Annotated in this window: 20 protein-coding genes; 9 read left to right on the plus strand and 11 right to left on the minus strand. The window is 64.2% G+C overall.

Annotation, left to right across the window (positions count from 1 at the left end; genetic code table 11):
• Position 1: 1 nt before the first annotated feature.
• Together RPF88_RS27875 and RPF88_RS27880 are read right to left on the minus strand one after the other, a co-directional pair.
• Positions 2-925, minus strand: a complete 924-nt coding sequence (locus tag RPF88_RS27875) for a sugar kinase (protein ID WP_337123560.1) — start codon at positions 923-925, stop codon at positions 2-4.
• Between the two features lie 7 nt (positions 926-932).
• Positions 933-1,931, minus strand: coding sequence for a DUF2125 domain-containing protein (locus tag RPF88_RS27880; protein ID WP_013529390.1), 999 nt, complete (start codon positions 1,929-1,931; stop codon positions 933-935).
• 142 nt (positions 1,932-2,073) lie between these two features.
• On the opposite strand from RPF88_RS27880, the gene RPF88_RS27885 reads away from it, so the two are divergent.
• The 3 genes from RPF88_RS27885 (at position 2,074) to RPF88_RS27895 (ending at position 4,380) form a co-directional block, all read left to right on the plus strand.
• Positions 2,074-2,595, plus strand: coding sequence for a gamma-glutamylcyclotransferase (locus RPF88_RS27885; protein WP_337123561.1), 522 nt, complete (start codon positions 2,074-2,076; stop codon positions 2,593-2,595).
• A gap of 120 nt (positions 2,596-2,715) precedes the next feature.
• The gene (locus tag RPF88_RS27890; protein ID WP_127385273.1) at positions 2,716-3,663 is read left to right on the plus strand and encodes an aldo/keto reductase; all 948 of its coding nucleotides are present in this window, start codon (positions 2,716-2,718) and stop codon (positions 3,661-3,663) included.
• Positions 3,664-3,753: 90 nt separating this feature from the next.
• Positions 3,754-4,380 carry a LysE family translocator gene (locus tag RPF88_RS27895; protein WP_337123562.1) on the plus strand — a complete coding sequence of 209 codons (627 nt, stop codon included), beginning with the start codon at positions 3,754-3,756 and terminating at the stop codon, positions 4,378-4,380.
• A 25-nt stretch (positions 4,381-4,405) separates the two neighbouring features.
• Here RPF88_RS27895 and RPF88_RS27900 read toward each other — a convergent pair whose 3' ends face one another.
• Both RPF88_RS27900 and RPF88_RS27905 read right to left on the minus strand, forming a co-directional pair.
• The gene (locus RPF88_RS27900; RefSeq protein ID WP_013529394.1) at positions 4,406-5,206 is read right to left on the minus strand and encodes a lysophospholipid acyltransferase family protein; all 801 of its coding nucleotides are present in this window, start codon (positions 5,204-5,206) and stop codon (positions 4,406-4,408) included.
• Between the two features lie 118 nt (positions 5,207-5,324).
• Entirely contained in the window at positions 5,325-6,227 is a 903-nt protein-coding gene (locus RPF88_RS27905; protein ID WP_063169094.1) for a LysR family transcriptional regulator, read from the minus strand.
• A gap of 119 nt (positions 6,228-6,346) precedes the next feature.
• On the opposite strand from RPF88_RS27905, the gene RPF88_RS27910 reads away from it, so the two are divergent.
• Both RPF88_RS27910 and RPF88_RS27915 read left to right on the plus strand, forming a co-directional pair.
• A complete protein-coding gene (locus RPF88_RS27910) occupies positions 6,347-6,817 on the plus strand; it encodes a nuclear transport factor 2 family protein (RefSeq protein ID WP_224620164.1) in 471 nt (156 codons plus the stop codon).
• Positions 6,818-6,841: 24 nt separating this feature from the next.
• A complete protein-coding gene (locus RPF88_RS27915) occupies positions 6,842-7,474 on the plus strand; it encodes a pyridoxamine 5'-phosphate oxidase family protein (RefSeq protein WP_337123563.1) in 633 nt (210 codons plus the stop codon).
• Here the strand turns inward: RPF88_RS27915 and RPF88_RS27920 are convergent, their stop codons facing one another.
• The 3 genes from RPF88_RS27920 to ftsE all read right to left on the minus strand — a co-directional run bounded on the left by RPF88_RS27920 (position 7,475) and on the right by ftsE (position 9,981).
• Entirely contained in the window at positions 7,475-8,200 is a 726-nt protein-coding gene (locus tag RPF88_RS27920) for a YdcF family protein (RefSeq protein ID WP_024503762.1), read from the minus strand.
• A gap of 133 nt (positions 8,201-8,333) precedes the next feature.
• Positions 8,334-9,329 carry a cell division protein FtsX gene (locus RPF88_RS27925; RefSeq protein ID WP_013529399.1) on the minus strand — a complete coding sequence of 332 codons (996 nt, stop codon included), beginning with the start codon at positions 9,327-9,329 and terminating at the stop codon, positions 8,334-8,336.
• Entirely contained in the window at positions 9,322-9,981 is a 660-nt protein-coding gene (gene ftsE / locus RPF88_RS27930; RefSeq protein ID WP_010911739.1) for a cell division ATP-binding protein FtsE, read from the minus strand. Before ftsE ends, RPF88_RS27925 begins: the two co-directional genes overlap by 8 nt.
• Positions 9,982-10,173: 192 nt before the next feature.
• Here ftsE and RPF88_RS27935 point away from each other — a divergent pair, with 192 nt between their 5' ends.
• The 3 genes from RPF88_RS27935 to RPF88_RS27945 all read left to right on the plus strand — a co-directional run bounded on the left by RPF88_RS27935 (position 10,174) and on the right by RPF88_RS27945 (position 11,989).
• Entirely contained in the window at positions 10,174-10,818 is a 645-nt protein-coding gene (locus tag RPF88_RS27935; protein ID WP_127369225.1) for a hypothetical protein, read from the plus strand.
• A gap of 182 nt (positions 10,819-11,000) precedes the next feature.
• On the plus strand, positions 11,001-11,543 hold the full coding sequence (gene hpt, locus RPF88_RS27940; RefSeq protein WP_027162903.1) for a hypoxanthine phosphoribosyltransferase: 543 nt from the start codon (positions 11,001-11,003) through the stop codon (positions 11,541-11,543).
• 74 nt (positions 11,544-11,617) lie between these two features.
• Positions 11,618-11,989, plus strand: a complete 372-nt coding sequence (locus RPF88_RS27945; RefSeq protein WP_024503765.1) for a response regulator — start codon at positions 11,618-11,620, stop codon at positions 11,987-11,989.
• On the opposite strand, the gene RPF88_RS27950 is transcribed toward RPF88_RS27945, so the two are convergent.
• Positions 11,990-12,937 (minus strand): DMT family transporter, encoded by a 948-nt coding sequence (locus RPF88_RS27950; RefSeq protein WP_337123920.1) that lies wholly within the window; start codon positions 12,935-12,937, stop codon positions 11,990-11,992.
• 222 nt (positions 12,938-13,159) lie between these two features.
• Between RPF88_RS27950 and RPF88_RS27955 the strand changes: the two genes are divergently transcribed.
• Positions 13,160-14,041 carry a LysR family transcriptional regulator gene (locus tag RPF88_RS27955; protein ID WP_024503767.1) on the plus strand — a complete coding sequence of 294 codons (882 nt, stop codon included), beginning with the start codon at positions 13,160-13,162 and terminating at the stop codon, positions 14,039-14,041.
• Here the strand turns inward: RPF88_RS27955 and RPF88_RS27960 are convergent.
• The 3 genes from RPF88_RS27960 to RPF88_RS27970 all read right to left on the minus strand — a co-directional run bounded on the left by RPF88_RS27960 (position 14,020) and on the right by RPF88_RS27970 (position 18,269).
• The gene (locus RPF88_RS27960) at positions 14,020-14,391 is read right to left on the minus strand and encodes a glyoxalase superfamily protein (protein WP_337123564.1); all 372 of its coding nucleotides are present in this window, start codon (positions 14,389-14,391) and stop codon (positions 14,020-14,022) included. The two genes, RPF88_RS27955 and RPF88_RS27960, sit on opposite strands and share 22 nt — an antisense overlap.
• 112 nt (positions 14,392-14,503) lie before the next feature.
• A complete protein-coding gene (locus tag RPF88_RS27965) occupies positions 14,504-17,089 on the minus strand; it encodes a TIGR02302 family protein (RefSeq protein ID WP_027162901.1) in 2,586 nt (861 codons plus the stop codon).
• Between the two features lie 238 nt (positions 17,090-17,327).
• The gene (locus RPF88_RS27970) at positions 17,328-18,269 is read right to left on the minus strand and encodes a threonine/serine dehydratase (RefSeq protein WP_337123565.1); all 942 of its coding nucleotides are present in this window, start codon (positions 18,267-18,269) and stop codon (positions 17,328-17,330) included.
• Positions 18,270-18,302 lie beyond the last annotated feature (33 nt).

Below are 18,302 nucleotides of genomic sequence, written 5' to 3' on the forward strand. Positions count from 1 at the left end.
CTCAGGCAGGCCAGGTCTGCGCAACCATGGCCAGCGTCTCGGCTCGGTTCGGCGCGCCAAGCCTGCCGCCGAAGCGCAGGCATTTGAGCGCCGCGGCCGCACTGGCAAACCGCAAAGCCTGCTCGACCGGCATGGCTTCCGCCAGTCCGACGGCGAAGGCGCCGTGAAAGACATCGCCGGCGGCGAGCGTATCGACCGTCTTGATTTTCGGCGCCGCGACATGGCGCACGCAGCCAGCGCGACGGTCGTGCCACCAACTGCCCGCCGCGCCGCCTGTCACTGCGACAAAAGCGTCGCTGCGGCTGGCGAGATCGGCGCAAGCCGTTTTCGGATCGAGCGCCTGGCCGCAGACGATGCGCGCTGCCGGCTCCGAAGCGATGATGTGCGTAGCGAGCGGCAACAACTGCTCAAGGACCTCCAGCGGCGCGGTGTCGGCATCGAGGATCGCCGGACGGCCGATGGCGCGCGCCGCCTTCAGGGCGAGTGCCGCCGCACCCGGCCAGCGGACATCGACCAGAACGGCATCGAATGCCATGAGGTCGGCGACCGGCAGGACGTCGGGATCGGCCTGGGCAAGCCTGTCATAGAACGGCACGATGATGCGCTCGCCATGCGCGTCGACCAGGATCGAGGCCAGCGCCGAGCGGGCACCTCTGACGCGCCGCACGAAGGTGCAATCGACGCCTTCGGCCTCTATGCCGGCGATGAGCTGGTCGGCGACGGCATCGTCGCCGGCACTCGCCCACAGCGATACTTCGGCGCCCAGGCGATGGGCGGCGCAGGCGGCGCTGGTGGCCATGCCCGAGGCGATCTGGACGCCGTCGGAGGCCATGAACTTGCCCTGATGCATGGGCAGCGTCTCGACGTGCAGGATGGTGTCCAGCGTCAAAGCGCCAACGCTCAGCAGCTTCACGGGTTTTGCCATGGCTGAGCTATTCGACCGGCTTGATCTTGCCCAGCGGAATGAAGCCGAGCGAGGCCTTGCCCCTGACCACCTTCAGCGGCATGGACGGTTCGTTGCCGAGCACCGCCAGGGCAGAAAAACCCTGCTCGATCTGGCTTTTCTGCTCGGGTATGGCGGTGCCGAGGATGGCCGCCACCGCCTTCGGGTCCTTCAACCTGATCATCAGGTCGGCGTTGACCAGGCCCTCGGCATCGACCGAGAGCGGTCCCGAAACGGTGATGCGCGCCGTCCCCGACGACAGGTCAAGGTTGCGGATTTCGATCGCCTGGCCACGAAGGCTCTTCACCCGCGTGCCGATCAGTGCGACGCCGTTCTTCAATGTCACGTCGCCGCTGGCATCGAACGCCGGAAGCACGCGCCCGCCAATTGCGTCGGGGTCGACCTCGAGATCGCCGAAACTGCCGAGATAATCGATATCCTCGCCGTTGGGCTGCAACTGACCTGATGCCTTGCCGGCACTGAACAGTTGCACCGGATCGGTATCGTCGGCCGGATCGGTCTGGCCGGAAAGGCCCTCTGCCTCCAGCGAAATCCGCCGCGGCAGCGGCCACCACAATTTGAAATTGGCCTGCAGATTGTCCCAGTCGATCCACAGCGGCACCATGTCCGGAACGGAGGTCCTGAGCGGGCCGCGCAGATTGGCAACCGGCGACAGAGGCTGGATGATTTGGGCGGCTGCGTTGAAACTGCCGGCCGAGGCCGCAATGTTCTTGGCATCGTCCTCATAGGCGAGGTTGTCGCAGGAGACGGTAAAGCTCAAGGGATAGCCGCTGACCTGGAGATTGGCGCAGCCGGCCTCGACGCCATTCTTGTTGAGCGTGGCAACCGCCTTGTCGGCCTCGCTCCTGACGCGGTCAGCCAGATAGAACCAGCCGCCGCTGTAGAGGGCGAACAGCACGACGATGAATGCTGCAAGCCAGATCAGGCGGCGACGTTTGTTCGGCTGGCGTTCGTCACTTGACGTCATGCTTTGGCTCTCGTTAACGCATGGGTATTGCGGACGGGTAGTCGATTCCGCCAGGTGGACAGACGTATAGTTAGACGGGACGGGCGGAAAAAACACCGGTCCGGGTGCGGTGTTGGCATCTTTTGCAATCAGGCGCGGCGATATGGGCGATTTTTGGGTGTTTGGCTATGGCTCGCTGATCTGGCGGCCGGGATTCGCGCATGTCGAAACACAGCGTGCCCGCCTGCATGGCTACCGGCGCTCGCTGTGCGTCTATTCCTTCGTGCATCGCGGCACGCGCGAGCGGCCGGGGCTGGTGCTCGGCCTCGATCGTGGCGGGTCCTGCGTCGGCCTCGCATTCCGCGTTCCCGGCGACTTGCGCGACGAGGTTATGGCCTATCTGCGCGAGCGCGAGCTGGTCACCAATGTCTATCTGGAGCGTCTGCTCAAGGTTCGCCTCGACGGCGGCGGTACGGTCGACGCGGTGGTTTACATTGTCGACCGCCAGCACGAGCAATATGCCGGAGCGCTCGACGCTGCAGATGCGGCGGTCGTGGTGCGCGGTGCGGTCGGCCAGTCCGGCAACAACGAGGACTATGTGCTGAGCACGCTGGAGCATCTCGAGGCGCTGGGCATTCGCGACCATTGGCTGGAAGAGGTGGCGCGGCAGGTCGCGCCTTTGTGAAGCTGGCTCTGCGGAAAAAGGCCGTCAGGCCTTTGACCTCGTTCAGGCAAGACCTAGGTTAGGCTCCAACCCTCAGACCGCGGGCGCCATTTGCCCGCCCAATCATCCCGGAGATCCGCCTTGCAGAAACGTCGTCTCGGTCGCACCGACTTGTCCATCGCGCCGCTGGTTCTGGGCGGCAACGTCTTCGGCTGGACTGCCGACGAGAAAACCTCGTTCGACCTGCTCGACCGCTTCGTCGGCGCCGGCCTCAACGCCATCGATACGGCGGACGCCTATTCGCGCTGGGTTCCAGGCCACAAGGGCGGCGAATCGGAAACCATCATCGGTAAATGGATGAAAGACCGTGGCAATCGCGACAAGGTCGTGGTGATCACCAAGGTCGGTTCGGATATGGGACAGGGGCACAAGGACCTGTCCGCCGCCTACATCGAAAAAGCCGTCGACGCATCGTTGAAGCGGCTGCAGACCGAATTCATCGATCTCTATCTGTCGCATTGGCCGGATCCTGCGACGCCCTATGAGGAAACGCTTGGCGCCTACGAGAAGCTGCTCGCCAAGGGCAAGATTCGCTATGCCGGGTGCTCTAACCTTGACGCCGGCCAGTTGCGTGCGGCACTCGATGTGGCGAGCCTGCGCAGTCTGCCACGCTACGAGGTGCTGCAGCCGGAATACAATCTCTACGATCGCTCATCCTTTGACGGGCCGTTGCGCGATCTGTGCGTGGCCGAGGACATCGGCGTCATCACCTATTTCAGCCTGGCCAAAGGTTTCCTCAGCGGCAAATACCGCAGCGAGGCCGATCTCGGCCAAAGCCCGCGTGGCGGCGGCGTGAAGGACTATCTCAATGGGCGCGGCATGCGCATCCTTGCGGCACTCGACGCGGTGTCATCAAGGCATTCGGCCAAGCAGGCGGAAGTCGCGCTTGCCTGGGTGATCGCTCGGCCGGGCGTCACCGCGCCGATCGCCAGCGCCACCAAGCCCGAGCAGATGGACAGCCTGATCAAGGCGGCGTCGCTGAAGCTGAGCGCCGCCGACATGGCCGAACTCGACAAAGCGAGCGACTGAAGTTTCGGCGGCCGCTCCTCGCACGAACGTCCAAGACGACCCTCTTGTCTTGCCATAGCCTCCTTCGCACGGGGCAAGACAGAGGGTGAGATGACTGAGCCGCTTCTTTTGCAGCCGGATCTTTGGCGCCAGTTGTGCGCGCTCGTGCTTGCCTCCGCCGTCGTCATGGGCAGCCCGGGGCCGGCAACGATAAGCGTCACCGCCGTTGGTGCCGCCTTCGGTTTGCGCCATTCCCTGGGCTATGCCTGGGGAATCATCCTGGGCACGATCGCCGTGCTTTTGGTTGTCGCGACCGGGGTCATGGCAGTGCTCACCTCGATGCCGAAGCTGGCGCCGTTGCTGGCTTTGGCCTCCGCGGCCTACATCCTCTATCTCGCCTTCAAGATAGCCACGGCATCGCCGCTGGCGGCGCACGCCGCCGAGGCTTCGCGTCCCACATGGCTGGCTGGATTTCTTCTCGCGGTCGCCAATCCAAAGGCCTATGTGGCGATCGCCGCCGTGTTCGCCGGTGCTTCGTCCAAACAGGGCGCCACTGAGCCTGGTCTATGGCTGAAGCTGGCGGTTCTCGCCCTGATGATCGTTGCCATCCACGCTCTGTGGCTTGTCGCGGGGGCTGGGTTCGCGCGCTTCCTGCGCCGGCCGGCGGCCTCGCGGATCATCAATCTGATCTTTGCCGCGACGCTGGTGTTGACCACCGCGCTGGCGGTGTTCGGCTGAGAACTGCCGGCCGGAGACTTCCGGTTCAGACTTTGGTTCTTGCGGCGTTGTCCAGCTCTTGCAGCCTTTTCACCGCTGTCGGCGGCAAGGCAGGCGGGTTCGGGCCGCGCGCCGCATCCATCAGGAACTGGTCGCAGGCAGCTTCGGTCTCGCCGATCAGCCGGGCCATGAATTCGTCCTTGCTCAGTCCCGGTGGAATCGGCGGCAGGAAACGCGCCTTGATGGTGCCGGGATAGCGCAGGAATTTGCGGCGCGGCCAATAGAGGCCGGCGACATGGGCAACCGGCACCACCGGAACACCAAGCTGCGTGTAGATTTCGACGATGCCGTATTTGTAGGCCGGTTCGTCGCCCGGCGCGCGTCTTGTCCCTTCGGGGTAGATGATGAGCTGGCGAGGGTTGCGCGCCATCTCTTCCTTGGTCGCGGCGACCACTGCCTTCAGTGCCTTCGAACGGCTGCCGCGATGAACCGGGATCATGCGCATCTTCATGATGTACCAGCCGAAGAACGGGATCCAGGTCAGCTCGCGCTTGAGGATGTAGAGCGGGTCCTGAAGGAAGGGGAAGAAGGCGATCGCGTCCCAGAACGACTGATGCTTTGGTGCCAGGATGAAGGAGCCTTCGGGCAGGTTTTCCCGGCCGGTGATCTCGTTCTTCGTTCCGGCGATCTTCTCGTAAAGCCACATCGAGGTGCGCGACCAGAATTTCGGCACGAACCAGGCGCGGTGCCGGGGCGACAGGAAATAGTAGGGGGTCCAGAGGATCATCTGGACGATCAGGTTGACGTAAAAGACGAAATTGAACGTCAGCGATCTGATGTAGAGCATTGGGGGAGCCCGGTGAGGAGGTGAGCGTTGGTTACACCAAGCGCGGGAAAAAAGGAAATGGCCGCAGGCGCTTTGGTTGGCGACGAAGAACGGCCACCGATGGGTTGGCCTGGTTCCGCTACATCAGCCGCGCCAGCCGCGCCTTCAGGCGTGGAGCGGCAAAATCGAGGAAGGCGCGCAGCTTGACCGGCAGCAGGCCATGGCCCGCATGCACCAGGCTTACCGGCCATGGCGCCGGCTCGAATTCCTGCAGCAGGACGCGCAGCGCGCCGGACCGCAGCGCGGCTTCGATCTGATAGGAAAGCACACGCGTCAGCCCGACGCCGGCAATCGCGGCATCGATGGCCGCTTCGGCGGTGTTGACCTGAAGCCGCGAGCGGACCCGAACCGGGATTTCGGCCTTGCCCTTGATGAAGCTCCAACTGGCGGCGGAGGCGAGCCCCTCGAAGGTGATGCAATCGTGTGTTTCCAGATCCTCCGGGGTTGTTGGCGTGCCGTGTTCGGCCAGATAGGCCGGGCTGGCGCAGACGACGCGGCGGATCGCGCCGACGCCGATGGCGACCAGGCTCGAATCGGGCAATCGGCCGATGCGGATGGCGAGATCGAAATGGTCCTCGACCAGCTGGGTTATGCGATCGGCCAATGTCAGGCGGATGTCCACGTCGGGATAGGCGGCGAGAAAGCCGGTGACGACCGGCAGCACGTGCAGGCGGCCAAAGACGACCGGCGCGGTGATGGCCAGTTCGCCGGTCGGAACACTGTATTCGCCGGCGGCCGTGCGTTCGGCCTCGCCGACGTCGTCCAGGATGCGGCGGCAGGCGGCAAGATAGGCCTGGCCGGCATCGGTTGGTGTCAGCCGTCGCGTCGAACGATTCAGGAGGCGTGTGTTCAGATGGCGCTCGAGATCGGAAATCTTGCGGCTGACCGTCGCCAGCGGAATGCCGAAACGGCGGCTGGCCGCGGAAAGGCTGCCGGCGTCCACCGCGGCGACAAAGAGCGACATGGCCTCGAGACGATCCATAGCTTCTTCCGAAAAATGGAAGGACAAGTTACGAATATGCCACCTGCCTTTGAATGATGGAAGGCTTATATTCCAGTCTGTCGGCCCTGCCTGCAGCATGGCCTCGCACAGGAGTTGCCATGTCCGAAGCCCGCCCGCCGCTGCCGCCGTTTACCGCCGAGACCGCAGCGCAGAAGGCGCGCATGGCCGAGGATGCCTGGAATTCACGCGATCCAGCGCGGGTCGCGCTCGCCTATACAAAGGACAGCCGCTGGCGCAACCGCGCCGAATTCCTGCAAGGCCGCGACGCCATCCAGGCCTTCCTGACGCGCAAATGGAGCCGCGAGCTCGACTACCGGCTGATCAAGGAGGTCTGGGCCTTCCACGGCAACCGCATCGCCGTGCGTTTCGCCTACGAATGGCGCGACGACAGCGGTTCATGGTTCCGCAGCTACGGCAACGAGAACTGGGAATTCGACGAACAGGGGCTGATGCGTCTGCGCATCGCCAGCATCAACGACCTGCCGATCGGCGAGGCCGATCGTAAGTATCACTGGCCGCTCGGCCGGCGGCCGGACGACCACCCGACATTGTCGGAGCTCGGGCTTTAGCATCTTGCCGCAAGGAAGCTTTCCATGAACGCGCATGCTGTCACCAGCGACGTCGCCTTCACGCCGACCGTCAAGGCGATCCAGGCCCGCAAGGGCTCACGTCAGTCCTATGCCCGCGTCGAGGAGCGTGGCGGCTGGCAGGCCGGCATCACCCCGGACCTTGCCGCCTTCATCGAAATGCAGACCAGCGTCTTCCTGTCGACCGCCAACCGCGAGGGGCAGCCCTATGTCCAGCATCGCGGCGGGCCGGCCGGCTTCCTCAAGGTGCTGGATGAACATACGATCGGCTTCGCGGATTTTTCCGGCAACCGGCAGTTCATCACGCAGGGCAATCTGGCCGACAATCCAAGGGCGTTCCTGTTCCTGATCGACTATATGCACCGCCAGCGCATCAAGCTCTGGGGCACCGCGCGCGTCGTCGAGAACGATGCCGAACTGATGGCGAAGCTGATGCCGCAAGGCTACGGAGCGCGCCCCGAGCAGGTCGTCCTGTTCACGGTCTCGGCCTGGGATGCCAACTGCCCGCAGCATATTCCACAACGGTTCGAGGCAGCCGACGTCGCGGCGGCACTCGGCGAGCGGGACAAGCGTATCGAACGCCTTGAGCAGGAGATCGCACGGCTCAGGGGAAATTCGGGCGCGGCCGCAGGGGAATAATCAGCCGCCGGCCGCGGTTTCGGCCAGCGCGATGCCGTTGGGCGTCGGCTTGACAGGCACGATGCCGCGCGCCAGCGCAAGCAGATATTTGTTGTATTCGGTGAACAGCACGCGCAATGCCCGCGGCTTGGTCAGCCAGCCGCCATTGTCGAGGTTGGAATTGACCACCGGATAGGGCTCGAGCTTGGCGCCATGCAGCAGCCTGCCCATTTCCAGCAGGCTGCGCGGCATATGATAATTGTTGGTGACGAGGATCACCGTGCCATAGGCGTGGCTCTCGACCCATTTGGCGCTTTCCTCGGCATTGCCGATCGTGTCGAGCGCGGCGCGGTCGATGTCGACGCAACAGGAGAACAGATTCTTGTCGCCGCCGGTTGCCGCCTGCAGCTGGCGACGGCTGGCCGAAGGATGCACGCCGCTGATCAGCAGCCGTTCGCCCTTGCCGGACGCCAGCAGATCCATCGCGGCATCGAGGCGGGACTGGCCGCCGGTCAAGACAATGATCGCGTCTGCCCTGGCCGGATTGGCGGGCGTCGTCAGGTGACTGACCTTGTTGGCGAACCAACCGAAACCGCCGGCAAACAAAGTTGCAAGGATGAGGACGGAGAGGGCGGACAGGCGCAACGTGGCTCTTAGACGGCTCACAGCGCGGCGGTCATGCGAACGTGCAACCACCACTGGCATCTGCCCAGCCGTACCGGTCGAATCCCGCGCGTCCATCGCCATATGGTTAATCCTGAAATGCGGCCTTGGGTAGGTAAAAGACGCACTTTGCGTTACGCGAATTCTCTATTCGTGATCACCGTGTTTTATCCATGTCGTTATCCCAAAACCCGTTCCCACTTTTGGGGGACATGAATTAGCCTGCATCCGGTTGGCGGACATCGATGTCGCTGAGATAGGCAACGACGGTGGCGTGCGAGGTTGCCGCCGTCAGTCCGCCGATCACCAGCACCATCAAGACGACACCGAGATAGCCTGCCGAACCGATGGCGAAATTGCCGAACAGGGCGGTCGCCTGGTCGGCCTGCGGCGTCGCCATATTGCGCGACGACCACCAGGAAAAGACGATGAACACGAGCACTGCCGCAGCACCGCCGGCCGCCGCTCCCTTCATGCCGGTGACCAGGAAATGCCGGCGGAATTCGCGCGCGATAAAGCGTGCCTCGGCGCCGACGAAATGCAGCACCTCGATGATGTGACCGTTGCCGGCCATGGCGCCGCGCGTCGCGAACACGACCGTCAGCACCGTCGCCGACAGCATCAGCGCCAGCACGGCGATGCCGATGGTCACCGTGGTGCGGGCCATCGCCACCAGCCGGTCGACCCAGGTGCGGTGATCGTCGAGCGATGCGCTCGGCAGTTTCGGGGTGATCGCGGCGCGTATGGCGGCGAAATCGGGCGGGCTGTTCTCGTCGATGGTGACGATGATCAGTCGCGGCACCGGCAATTCGTCGATGTTGAGGCCCGAGCCCAGCCAGGGCTCAAGGAGCCGCGCGGTCGCCTCGCGGTCGATGATCCGGGTCGCCTTGACGCCGGGGAATTCGCCGGCGATCTGCGAGGCCTGGGTAAGGGCTGCTTCCATGTCGAGGCCGTCGACCGGCTTGATCTGGATCGTTGCCTCACGTGAAATCTGGTTCTCCCAGACGGACGCTGTGTCGCGCACCAGCGTCACCGCGCCGAAAGTCAGGCAGGACAGGAAGGTCATGATGGCGATGACCAGCACCAGCGCCCGGCCGGCGATGTTCTGCGCCGGCACGATCGGCGCCATCCTGCGCTGGGCGCGCGGCTTTGCTTCGGTCGCCTCGGCGTCCTGCTCCCTTTCCACAAAATGTTCGGCGGACAGTTCAGTCATAGATGTCCAGCCTTCCCCCGGCCAGGATCATGCGGCGCGCGTCGACCTGCTCCATCAAGCCGAGGTCGTGGGTGGCGATCACCACGGCGGTGCCGAGACGGTTGAGTTCGATGAACAGCCGCAGCAGGCGTCGCGCCAGCGGCGGATCGACATTGCCGGTCGGTTCGTCGGCGAGCAGGATTTCCGGCTGCTCGATCAGCGCCCGCGCGATCGCGGCGCGCTGCTTCTCGCCACCGGACAGAACCGGCGGCAGCACATGCATGCGTTCGCCCAGCCCGACCCACTTCAACAGCTCGGTGACATCGGTGCGGTAGCTCGCCTCCTCGCGCCCGCGCACGCGCAGCGGCAGCGCGACGTTCTCATAGGTGGTCATGTGGTCGAGCAGCCGAAAATCCTGGAACACCACGCCGATCCGGCGTCTGAGATGCGGCAGCTCGGTGCGGGAAATGCGGGAGCGATCCTTGCCGAAGATGGTGATCAGCCCGCGCGTCGGCTTCAGCGACATGAACAGCAGGCGCAGCAAGGTCGTCTTGCCGGCGCCCGAAGGCCCGCTGAGGAACTGGAAGGAGCGCTCCGGAATGTGCAGGGAGATGTCGCGGAGGATTTCCGGACCCATGCCATAGCGGAGGCCGACATTTTCGAAGCGAATCAATTTCGACGACCTGAAATTCGGCACGGCAGTGAGCCGGCCTGTTCTGGGTAAAGACCATCGGCCGGCATGGTTAACCGGCGGTTAATTCCTAGGCTCTTTCGACTCGTCACGAGGGCTCCGGTGGGGAAGCGTTAACCATTTGTGTTTACGCAAAAGAAACGAAAAGCGAACACGTGCTGCAATGCTGGGGCCATGATGGCTGACGATCGAACCGCGCGCCCGGTTTCCGGCGAAATCATGACCGATCCGGCGGCAATTGCCGCGACGGACCGGTTCATGCGCGGTTCGGCCGCCGACATCGTCGATGCCGATTACGTGGTGATGCCGCGCCTTGCACCTGCCGTGGAAAGCGTTTCGCCGCTGCCGCGTGCGATCGTCATGCCACCCATCGAAGGCATGGACATGCTGCGCAAGCCCGAAGCCCCGCCGGAGCGGCTACCAGCCTCGCGCGGCGGGCCGATCTTCTGGATCGCCGGCATCGGCGCTGCCTTGGCCGCCTTCTGGGTTTCCGGCGGGCACGCGCTGGTGCGCCAGGTGCCGTTCCTGTCCAGCGCGCAAGCGTCGGCGCTCAGCATTTCGGGCGTCACGTCACGCGTCGATGCTTCCGGACCGAACCCTGCGCTGTTCGTCGATGGCGAGGCCGCCAATGACGGCGCCAAACCGGCGCAGCTGCCGCCGCTTGAAATCCGGGTGACCGGCAATGACGGGCACATCACCCGCTATACGTTGGGGACATCCGGCCGTTCGCTGGCCTCTGGCGAAAGATTCGGCTTTGCCAGCCGGCTCGACGTGCCTAGAAACGGTGTAAGAACTGTATCGGTCACCTTCGCCGAATAGCGTGTGCTGATATTCAGGTGAGACTGGCCGCAAACGGCGGTTTCGTGCGCTTCCGGTGCTCACGTACTTCAGTACGCTCCGCTCCGGTTCTCGGAAACCACCGTTTTCGACTCAGCCTGACCTGAATCTCAACACATGCTGGGCGTGAACGCGTTTAGGCAAGAAAATCAGCGGGGCGAAAAATGCCAATTGTACGCGGCAAGAACATCGAAGTCCTGTTTTCTGCATCGGCGATCGCGCGGCGCAATCTCGAACTCGCCAAGGAGATTGCCGGACACGACTACCATGACCTCCTGGTGATCTCGGTGCTGAAGGGGTCGTTCATCTTCGCCGCAGATCTCATCCGCGCCATGCACGATGTCGGCCTGTCGCCGGAGGTCGAATTCATCTTCATCTCCAGCTATGGCGCCGGCACCAGCAGCGGCGAGGTGAGGGTGCTGCGCGACATCGACAATGAGGTCGCTGGCCGCGACGTGCTGCTGATCGACGACATTCTCGAATCGGGCAAGACGCTGAGCTTCACCCGGGAGCTGATGCTGTCGCGGGGCGCCAAGAGCTGTTCGATCGCCGTGCTGCTCGACAAGCGCATGCGCCGCCAGACCGAACTCAATGCCGATTATGTCGGCTTCGACTGCCCCGACTATTTCGTCGTCGGCTACGGCATGGATGTAGCCCATGCCTTTCGCGAGTTGCCCTTTGTCGGTGTCGTCAAAGGGGATGCCTGAGCGGCAGCAAAAAGGTTTGCTGATCCTCAGCGCTTTCAGGAAAAGTCAACTTTTGGCGGCCAAATATGCCGGCCATGGCAAAGCTTCTGATCGTCGAGGACGATGAGTCCGTCCGCACCCTGGCCGCCCGCGCGCTTGAACGCGCCGGGCACACAATCGATATCGCTGCGGATGGCGCGCAGGGGCTTGCGCTGATCCAGGCCGCGCGTGGCGGCTATGATCTCGTCGTCTCCGATATCCGCATGCCGGAGATGGACGGCATCGAGATGGCGATAGCGGCGGCAGCATTGTTTCCCGCGATCAAGATCGTGCTGATGACCGGCTATGCCGACCAGCGCGAGCGCGCCGAGGAATTGAACGGCATCATCCTCGATGTCGTGCAGAAGCCCTTCACGCTGGCTGAAATCCGCTCGCGTGTCGAACGGGCGCTGATCTGCTTCGCCTGATCAGGCTGGGTCGGCGGCAGCGAGCACGGGTGGAACATTCTTGCGCCGTTCGGTGTTGAGCGCCAGCAGGCCGGCGCCGATGATCAAGGCGGCACCGATCACGGTCGTCGACCGCGGCACCTCGGCGAAGAACAGGAAACCCCACAGCGGCGACCACAGGATGCCGGTATATTCGAAAGTGGCAACGCGGTTGGCCGGCGCCATCCGGTAAGCCTGCGACAGCAGGATCATGCCGGCGGAGGCGACGAAACCGCAGGCGGCCATCTTGAGCAAATCCGGCAGCGTCGGCCAAAGCCATGGCCTTACCAGGAATTCGAGGCTGGGGTGGACGGCGTGGGTTATGCCGGCAAGGTGAAACGCGCCGGCAACCACGGCGGCGCCAACCAGATAGGCGCCGTTCTGATAGAAGGCCATCACGGTGGACGATTCGGTGTCGCCGATCTTGCGGGCCATCAGCTGCGAAAAACCATAGAGCGTCGCCGAGCCCAGCGACAGCAGCGCTGCCCAGTCGAACAGCCCTGCGCCGGGGCGCAGCATCACGAGGACGCCGAACAAGCCGATCAGCACGGTTGCCAGTGTCTGCCAGGAGACGCGCTCGCCAAGGTAGGGCCCGGCCAGCACCATGATGAACAGCGGCGCCATGAAATAAAGCGCCACCGCATCGGCAAGCGGCAAGGCGGCGATGGCCAGATAGTACATCGTATAGGAGGTGAACTGGATGAAGGCGCGCACCGTCAGCATGCCGGATCGCTTCGACAGGATCGCCCGCAAGCCAACATCAGCATGGACCAGAACGATGAGGATCGGCAGAGCGACGATCGAGCGGATCGCCATCACCTCGGTCACTGGATAATCGCTCGACACGGCTTTGACGAGCGGATCCTGCAGCGAAAAGACCAGCACGCCGAGGCACAGGCTCAGGATGCCGCCCACCATCCGATTTTCCATCTGCATCCAGGCTCCTGCGCGTACGATCCGAAGCTGCCGCCTGCGGGGTAAAAAGAACCCGCCACCGTTTCGGGCAGCGGGCACGAGTGAGGACTCTTGATTGGTCCGCGGCTGATTTCGCAGCCGCATATCCAATGGGTGAGGCGACTATCATCCGCCGTTTGACATGTTGCAAACGAATTGGAATGATGCCAGCAATCAAATTCTCTTATGGCGGATTTCATGCGGCCGACCCTCGACAGCGACCTCCTGCGCACCTTCGTGGCGATTGCCGAGACCGGCAATTTCACCAAGGCGGCGGAGCAGGCCGGCCGCACCCAATCCGCGGTGTCGATGCAGATGAAGAAGCTCGAAGATCTGATCGGCGCCAGCCTGTTCGAGCGCGGTTCGCGCGGCGTCGCGTTGACGCGGCGCGGCGGCGAACTCATCGTCAACGCCCGCCGCATCGTCTCGCTGCTCGACGAGACGTCGGCATCGATGGCGGCAGCGCCGCTTGGCGGGCCGGTGCGCATCGGCATTCCGGAGGAATATGGCCACGCCATCCTGTCGCGCGCGCTCGGCGCTTTCTCGAAGCGTCATACGCAGGTCGAGGTCACCGTGCGCTATGCCCATTCCGGGGCGCAGATGGCGGCGCTCGCTGCCGGCGAGCTCGATCTGTGCGTGGTGTTCGAATGGCAGGATCCCGCCGGCGGCGAAGTGCTGATGCACGACCCGACCGTGTGGGTGACATCGTCCCTGCATCACATGCATGAGGAACAGCCGGTGCCGATCGCGCTCTACAACCGGGCCGGCTGGTGCAAGGACTTCGCCATCAAATCGTTGGAGCAGCGCGATCTTGCCTATCGCGTCGCCTATACCAGCGACACCACCGGCGGCCTCAAGCTCGCCGTCACCTCCGGACTGGCGATCGCGCCGATCTCGCGCAGCAACATTCCGGACGGCTGTCGTGAACTGACCACGGCGGACGGATTCGGCGCCATCGATTCCTCGAACGTGGTGATGCACCGCAACCCGAACGCGTCAGGCGAGGCGATCGACGGCATGCAGGATGCGATCCGCGAAGCCTTCGTCAACAGGCTCAGTCAGCCGGCGGCATCCTCGTAGAAATGCAGCCTGTTGCCGAACGGATCGGCGACCGATACTTCGCGGGTCTTCCAAGGCGTCTCTTCCACGCCTGGCCTGGCGAAGCGGTGGTTCTTGCCGATCAGCTCGCCATGAAGAGCCGTGATGTCCTCGACCTCGATGCGCACGGCGATGCCGGGTGCACCGTCGCCATGATGTTCGCTGAGATGCAGGACGCAGCCGTCGCGGCCGATCGCCATGTAGAGCGGCGCGTCGTCGGCGAAGCGATGTTCCCACTGCACCTTGAAGTCGAGGAAGCCGAGATAGAATTCACGCGCCTTGGCAATGTCGAAGATGCGCAGGATGGGTGTGACGGCGCCAAGTCTGGGCATGGTGGTGCAACCGTGCGAGAGGGTTTTCAGGTGGGATGGACGGGGGCGGCAATCCCCTTGTTTTTTCGCAATTCCGGACGGAAAACCGCTTCACATATTTCCTGGAATTGCTCTATTTCAGCTCGAGCAGCCGCTCCAGATAGCTGCGTTCGATGTCAGGGCTGAGCGCATTGCCGAGCCGCTTGCGGATCGCTTCCAGAATCTGGCGGGCGCGCTGGACGTCGATCTCGTCGGGCACCTTCACCGAATCGCCGAAATCGGGACCCTGGCTGGCGCGGGGCCGGCCGAGCGGATCGCGATCGGCGTTCTGCTGGCGGCCGCCTTCCTCGCCGCCACCCTGGTCGCCCTGCATGGCCTGCATCTGCTTCATCATGTCCTTGGCGCCCTTGCGCAGCGCTTCCAGCGCCCGGCCCTGATGGCCGACGGCCGCATCGCCTTCGCCCTCGCCGAGTGCCTGTTCGGCATTGCCCATGGACTTGCCGGCCTCGCCAAATCCTTCATTGGGCTCCATACCCATGCCTTCGAGGCCCTTCTTCAGCTGTTCGAGGTCGCTCTGCAACTGGCCCTGGCCCTGCTGCAGCTGTTTCAGCGCATCGGCGAATTCCTGGGGCGTCATCGGCTTTTGCCGGGCGAGCGGATCGCGGTCTTCGCCGACGCCGGGTCTGTCCTCATCCTGGCCGCCTTCGCCGAGCTGCTCGTCACGGTTCTGCCCGCGCTGGCGCTCGCCGCGCTGCATCTGATCCATGCGGAAGGTGTCGTTCATCATCTCCTGCTGACGGCGCAGGATCTCGCCCAGCTTGTCCATCTGCTGGCGCATCTCGCTGTCCTGCTGGCCGCCTTGCTGCTGACGGCCGGCCTGCAGATTGTTCATCATGTCCTGCAGTTGCGACAGCAATTGCTGGGCCTTGTCGCGATCACCGGACTTCGCCAGGTTCTCGATCTGGTCCATCATGCGATCGATGTCGCTCTGGCGCAGTTCCTGGCCATTCTGCTGCATCTGCGGGGCGTTGGGATTTTGCTTGGCGCGCTCCGCGAATTCCTGCAGGAACTGGTTCATCGCCTCGCGCAGTTCCTTCATCGCCTTTTCGATTTCAGCGTCGCTGGCGCCATTCTTGATGGCGTCCTGCAGCGCCTGTTGCGCCTGGCGCAGCCGCTTTTCGGCGGCCGAAAGATTGCCTTCCTCGATGCCGAGCGCGATTTCCCAGAGATAGGAGACCTCGCTGCGCAATTGATCGTCGCTGTCGGCCATCTTCAGCCGGGTGCGGGCGCTCATGATGGCGAGGTAGTGGGACATGTTGTCGAAGGTGTCTTCCGGCCGCAGCGTGATGGCGTCCATCAGGTCGAGCACGCGCGGCTTGGCGTTGGCGTCGAGCGCCAGCAGGCGGCGCTGTTCGATCACGGCGCGTGCCAGCGGATTGGCGAAAGGCCGCTCCGGCATCAACAGCGTCTTGGTTTCGCTCGATGCGGTGTGCCCGGCATCGTCGGTGGCGACCAGCGTCAGCTTGATGCTGCTGCCGGCCCAGACATGCTCGGTCAGGTCCTTCGAGGTCCTGGCGGCGTTCGACTTGCCGCCGCGGCGCGGCAGCGTCAGCGGCATTTCAGGTGCACCGTACAGTGGACGCGCATTCGGCGCCTGCGGATCGGCAAGCGCGAACACCGCCTTGGCGGTGGCGGCGCCATAGTCGTCGTCGATCTGGTAGTTGAGCTCGAAGGCGCCGTTGGCGGCGCGCTTGGGCTCGCCGACGAAGCGGATCTGCGGCGGCTTGTCCGGTACGACCGCGAAGGCCCAGCGGCCGAGCTGGTCCTCGCCCGACGTCAGCGTCAGCGTGCCGTCGCCGGTCAGCTTGCTGGTGAACTGGCGCACCTTGGACGGCGTCGCCGGGCTTGCCGGCTTGGCGGCGGCCTGCGGCGCAGCCGGGTCGATGGCGCGGGAATTGCCATTCTTGTCGGCGTAGCCGAGCGTTTCCTCGCCTGAGCCGCCCGTCACGCGCAGCGAAACGTCACTGCCTTCGGGAACCGTAAAGGTCGGGATGGCCTGGTTGGCGTCGGCGGTCAGGAAGATCGGCGGCTTGCCGGTGTAGGACGGCGGCGTCACCCAGGCGTCGATGCGCGGCGGCACGATATCGCGCGCGCCATGGGCATTGAACCCGTCGCTGATCCTGCCGCCCGTCGGTCCGAAGGAGAAGGCGAAGGCGGTAACGAGCAAAAGTGCCGCCACCGCGCGCAGGGCCCAAGGGTCGCGCTCCGGCACGCGCGTGCGCGGCAGGTCGGCGCCGAGGTTGTCGAGCTTTCCGGCCATGCGCTTCTGGTGTTCGCGCCATAGCGCCTGCGAGAAGCTGCTTTCCCGGCCGCTTGGCCGGTCGGTCTGCACCAGCACCGGGCTGTGCAACAGTTGATTGGCTGCCTCGATGCGGCGGTCGATTTCGCCGGCGCCCGGCAGGCGGAAGAAACGCAGGGGATAAAGCGCGGCCAGTGCTGCTATGGCAAAGGCAGCGACCAGGCCGATGCGCGCCATATCCGGCAGCCGGGAGAATAGCCCGAGCCAGGAGATGCTGAGGAACAGGCTGGCAACGATGACGAGGGGAAGCAGCAACGGCCAGCCGCGCTCGACCACCATCGAGACCCGCGTGGCCAGCCTGCTCAAAGCCAGCCGCCCGGCGAGGCCGCGATCGCTGCTGAAGGTGGGTCGTTGCGTCATCGGCCCTTCCTTGAGCCTATGGCATCCCGAAACCGGGATGCGGCCCTATCCCTTTGAGCATGATCTGTTCCGAAAGGGATTCCATGTTTCGGGATCATGCTGTGGAGCGGGCAGATAGCCCGACGCCTCACGACTCAAAGAATACCAGCAAACACGGCAAAGGCGAGGCAGTTCGAAAAAACGTGAAATGGACCGTTATAGTTCCATCCTGCATACCCTTTAGAAGGCAGCAGGCCCTTTAGAAGGTAGCGGGGTCCGCATTCGCCCCGCAGACCAGCACGGCGAGCCGTTCGCCCTGCGCCGGCGCATAGCGGCCCGACAGGATCGCGGCAAAGGCGGCCGCACCTCCCGGCTCGGAGATGATGCGGGTTCGGTTCCACAGCGCCTTCTGCGCGGCGACGATGTCGTCGTCGCCGACCAGGATCGAGCGTTCGACATAGGCCTCGGCGATCGGGAACATCATTTCGCCGACGCGCTTTGGCGCCAGTGAATCGGCGGCGATGCCCTCGGCCGGCGCGTCGACGGGGTGTCCGGCCTCGAAGGCGCGATGCAGCGTCGGCGCTCCTTCCGGCTCGACGGCGATGATACGGATGCGGCCGGCGAACCAGGCAGCGATGCCGCCGATCAGGCCGCCGCCGCCGACAGCGACCAGCAGCGTGTCGATCCGAGGCAAATCGGCCTCGATTTCGAGCCCAAGCGTGCCCTGGCCGACCAACGTTTCCTTCTGGTTGAAGGCGTGAATCTGCAAAGCGCCGGTCTCCTCGGCGAACCGTTCGCTGGCGGCCAGCGCTTCGGCATAGCGGGCGCCGCCGACGATCAGCTCGGCGCCATAGGAGCGGATCCGTTCCAGCTTGGCCGCCGGGCTCACTTCGGGAACGAAGATGGTCGCCTTGTGGCCAAGCCGCATGGCGGCATAGGCGACGGCCGCGCCATGGTTGCCGCCCGATGCTGCGACGACACCGGCCTTTGGGACCGCACGCTCCAGCAGGTTGGTGAAGGCGCCGCGCGCCTTGAACGAGCCGGAATGCTGCAGGCATTCGAGCTTCAGGTCGACGGCCAGCGGCTGCCGATCGAAGTCGGCCATGTCGACGCGCAGCACCGGCGTGTGCCTGATATAGGGGCGGATGCGCGGTTCCATCGCGGCAATGCGCTCGCGTGTGACGGTGATGCCGTTCGTCATGATTGCTCCCTGTGACGGGTCGGTGTGTTTCCG

Origin of the sequence: Mesorhizobium sp. ISC11 (assembly GCF_037162595.1) — a bacterium.
In the GTDB taxonomy this organism is placed as follows: domain Bacteria; phylum Pseudomonadota; class Alphaproteobacteria; order Rhizobiales; family Rhizobiaceae; genus Mesorhizobium; species Mesorhizobium ciceri.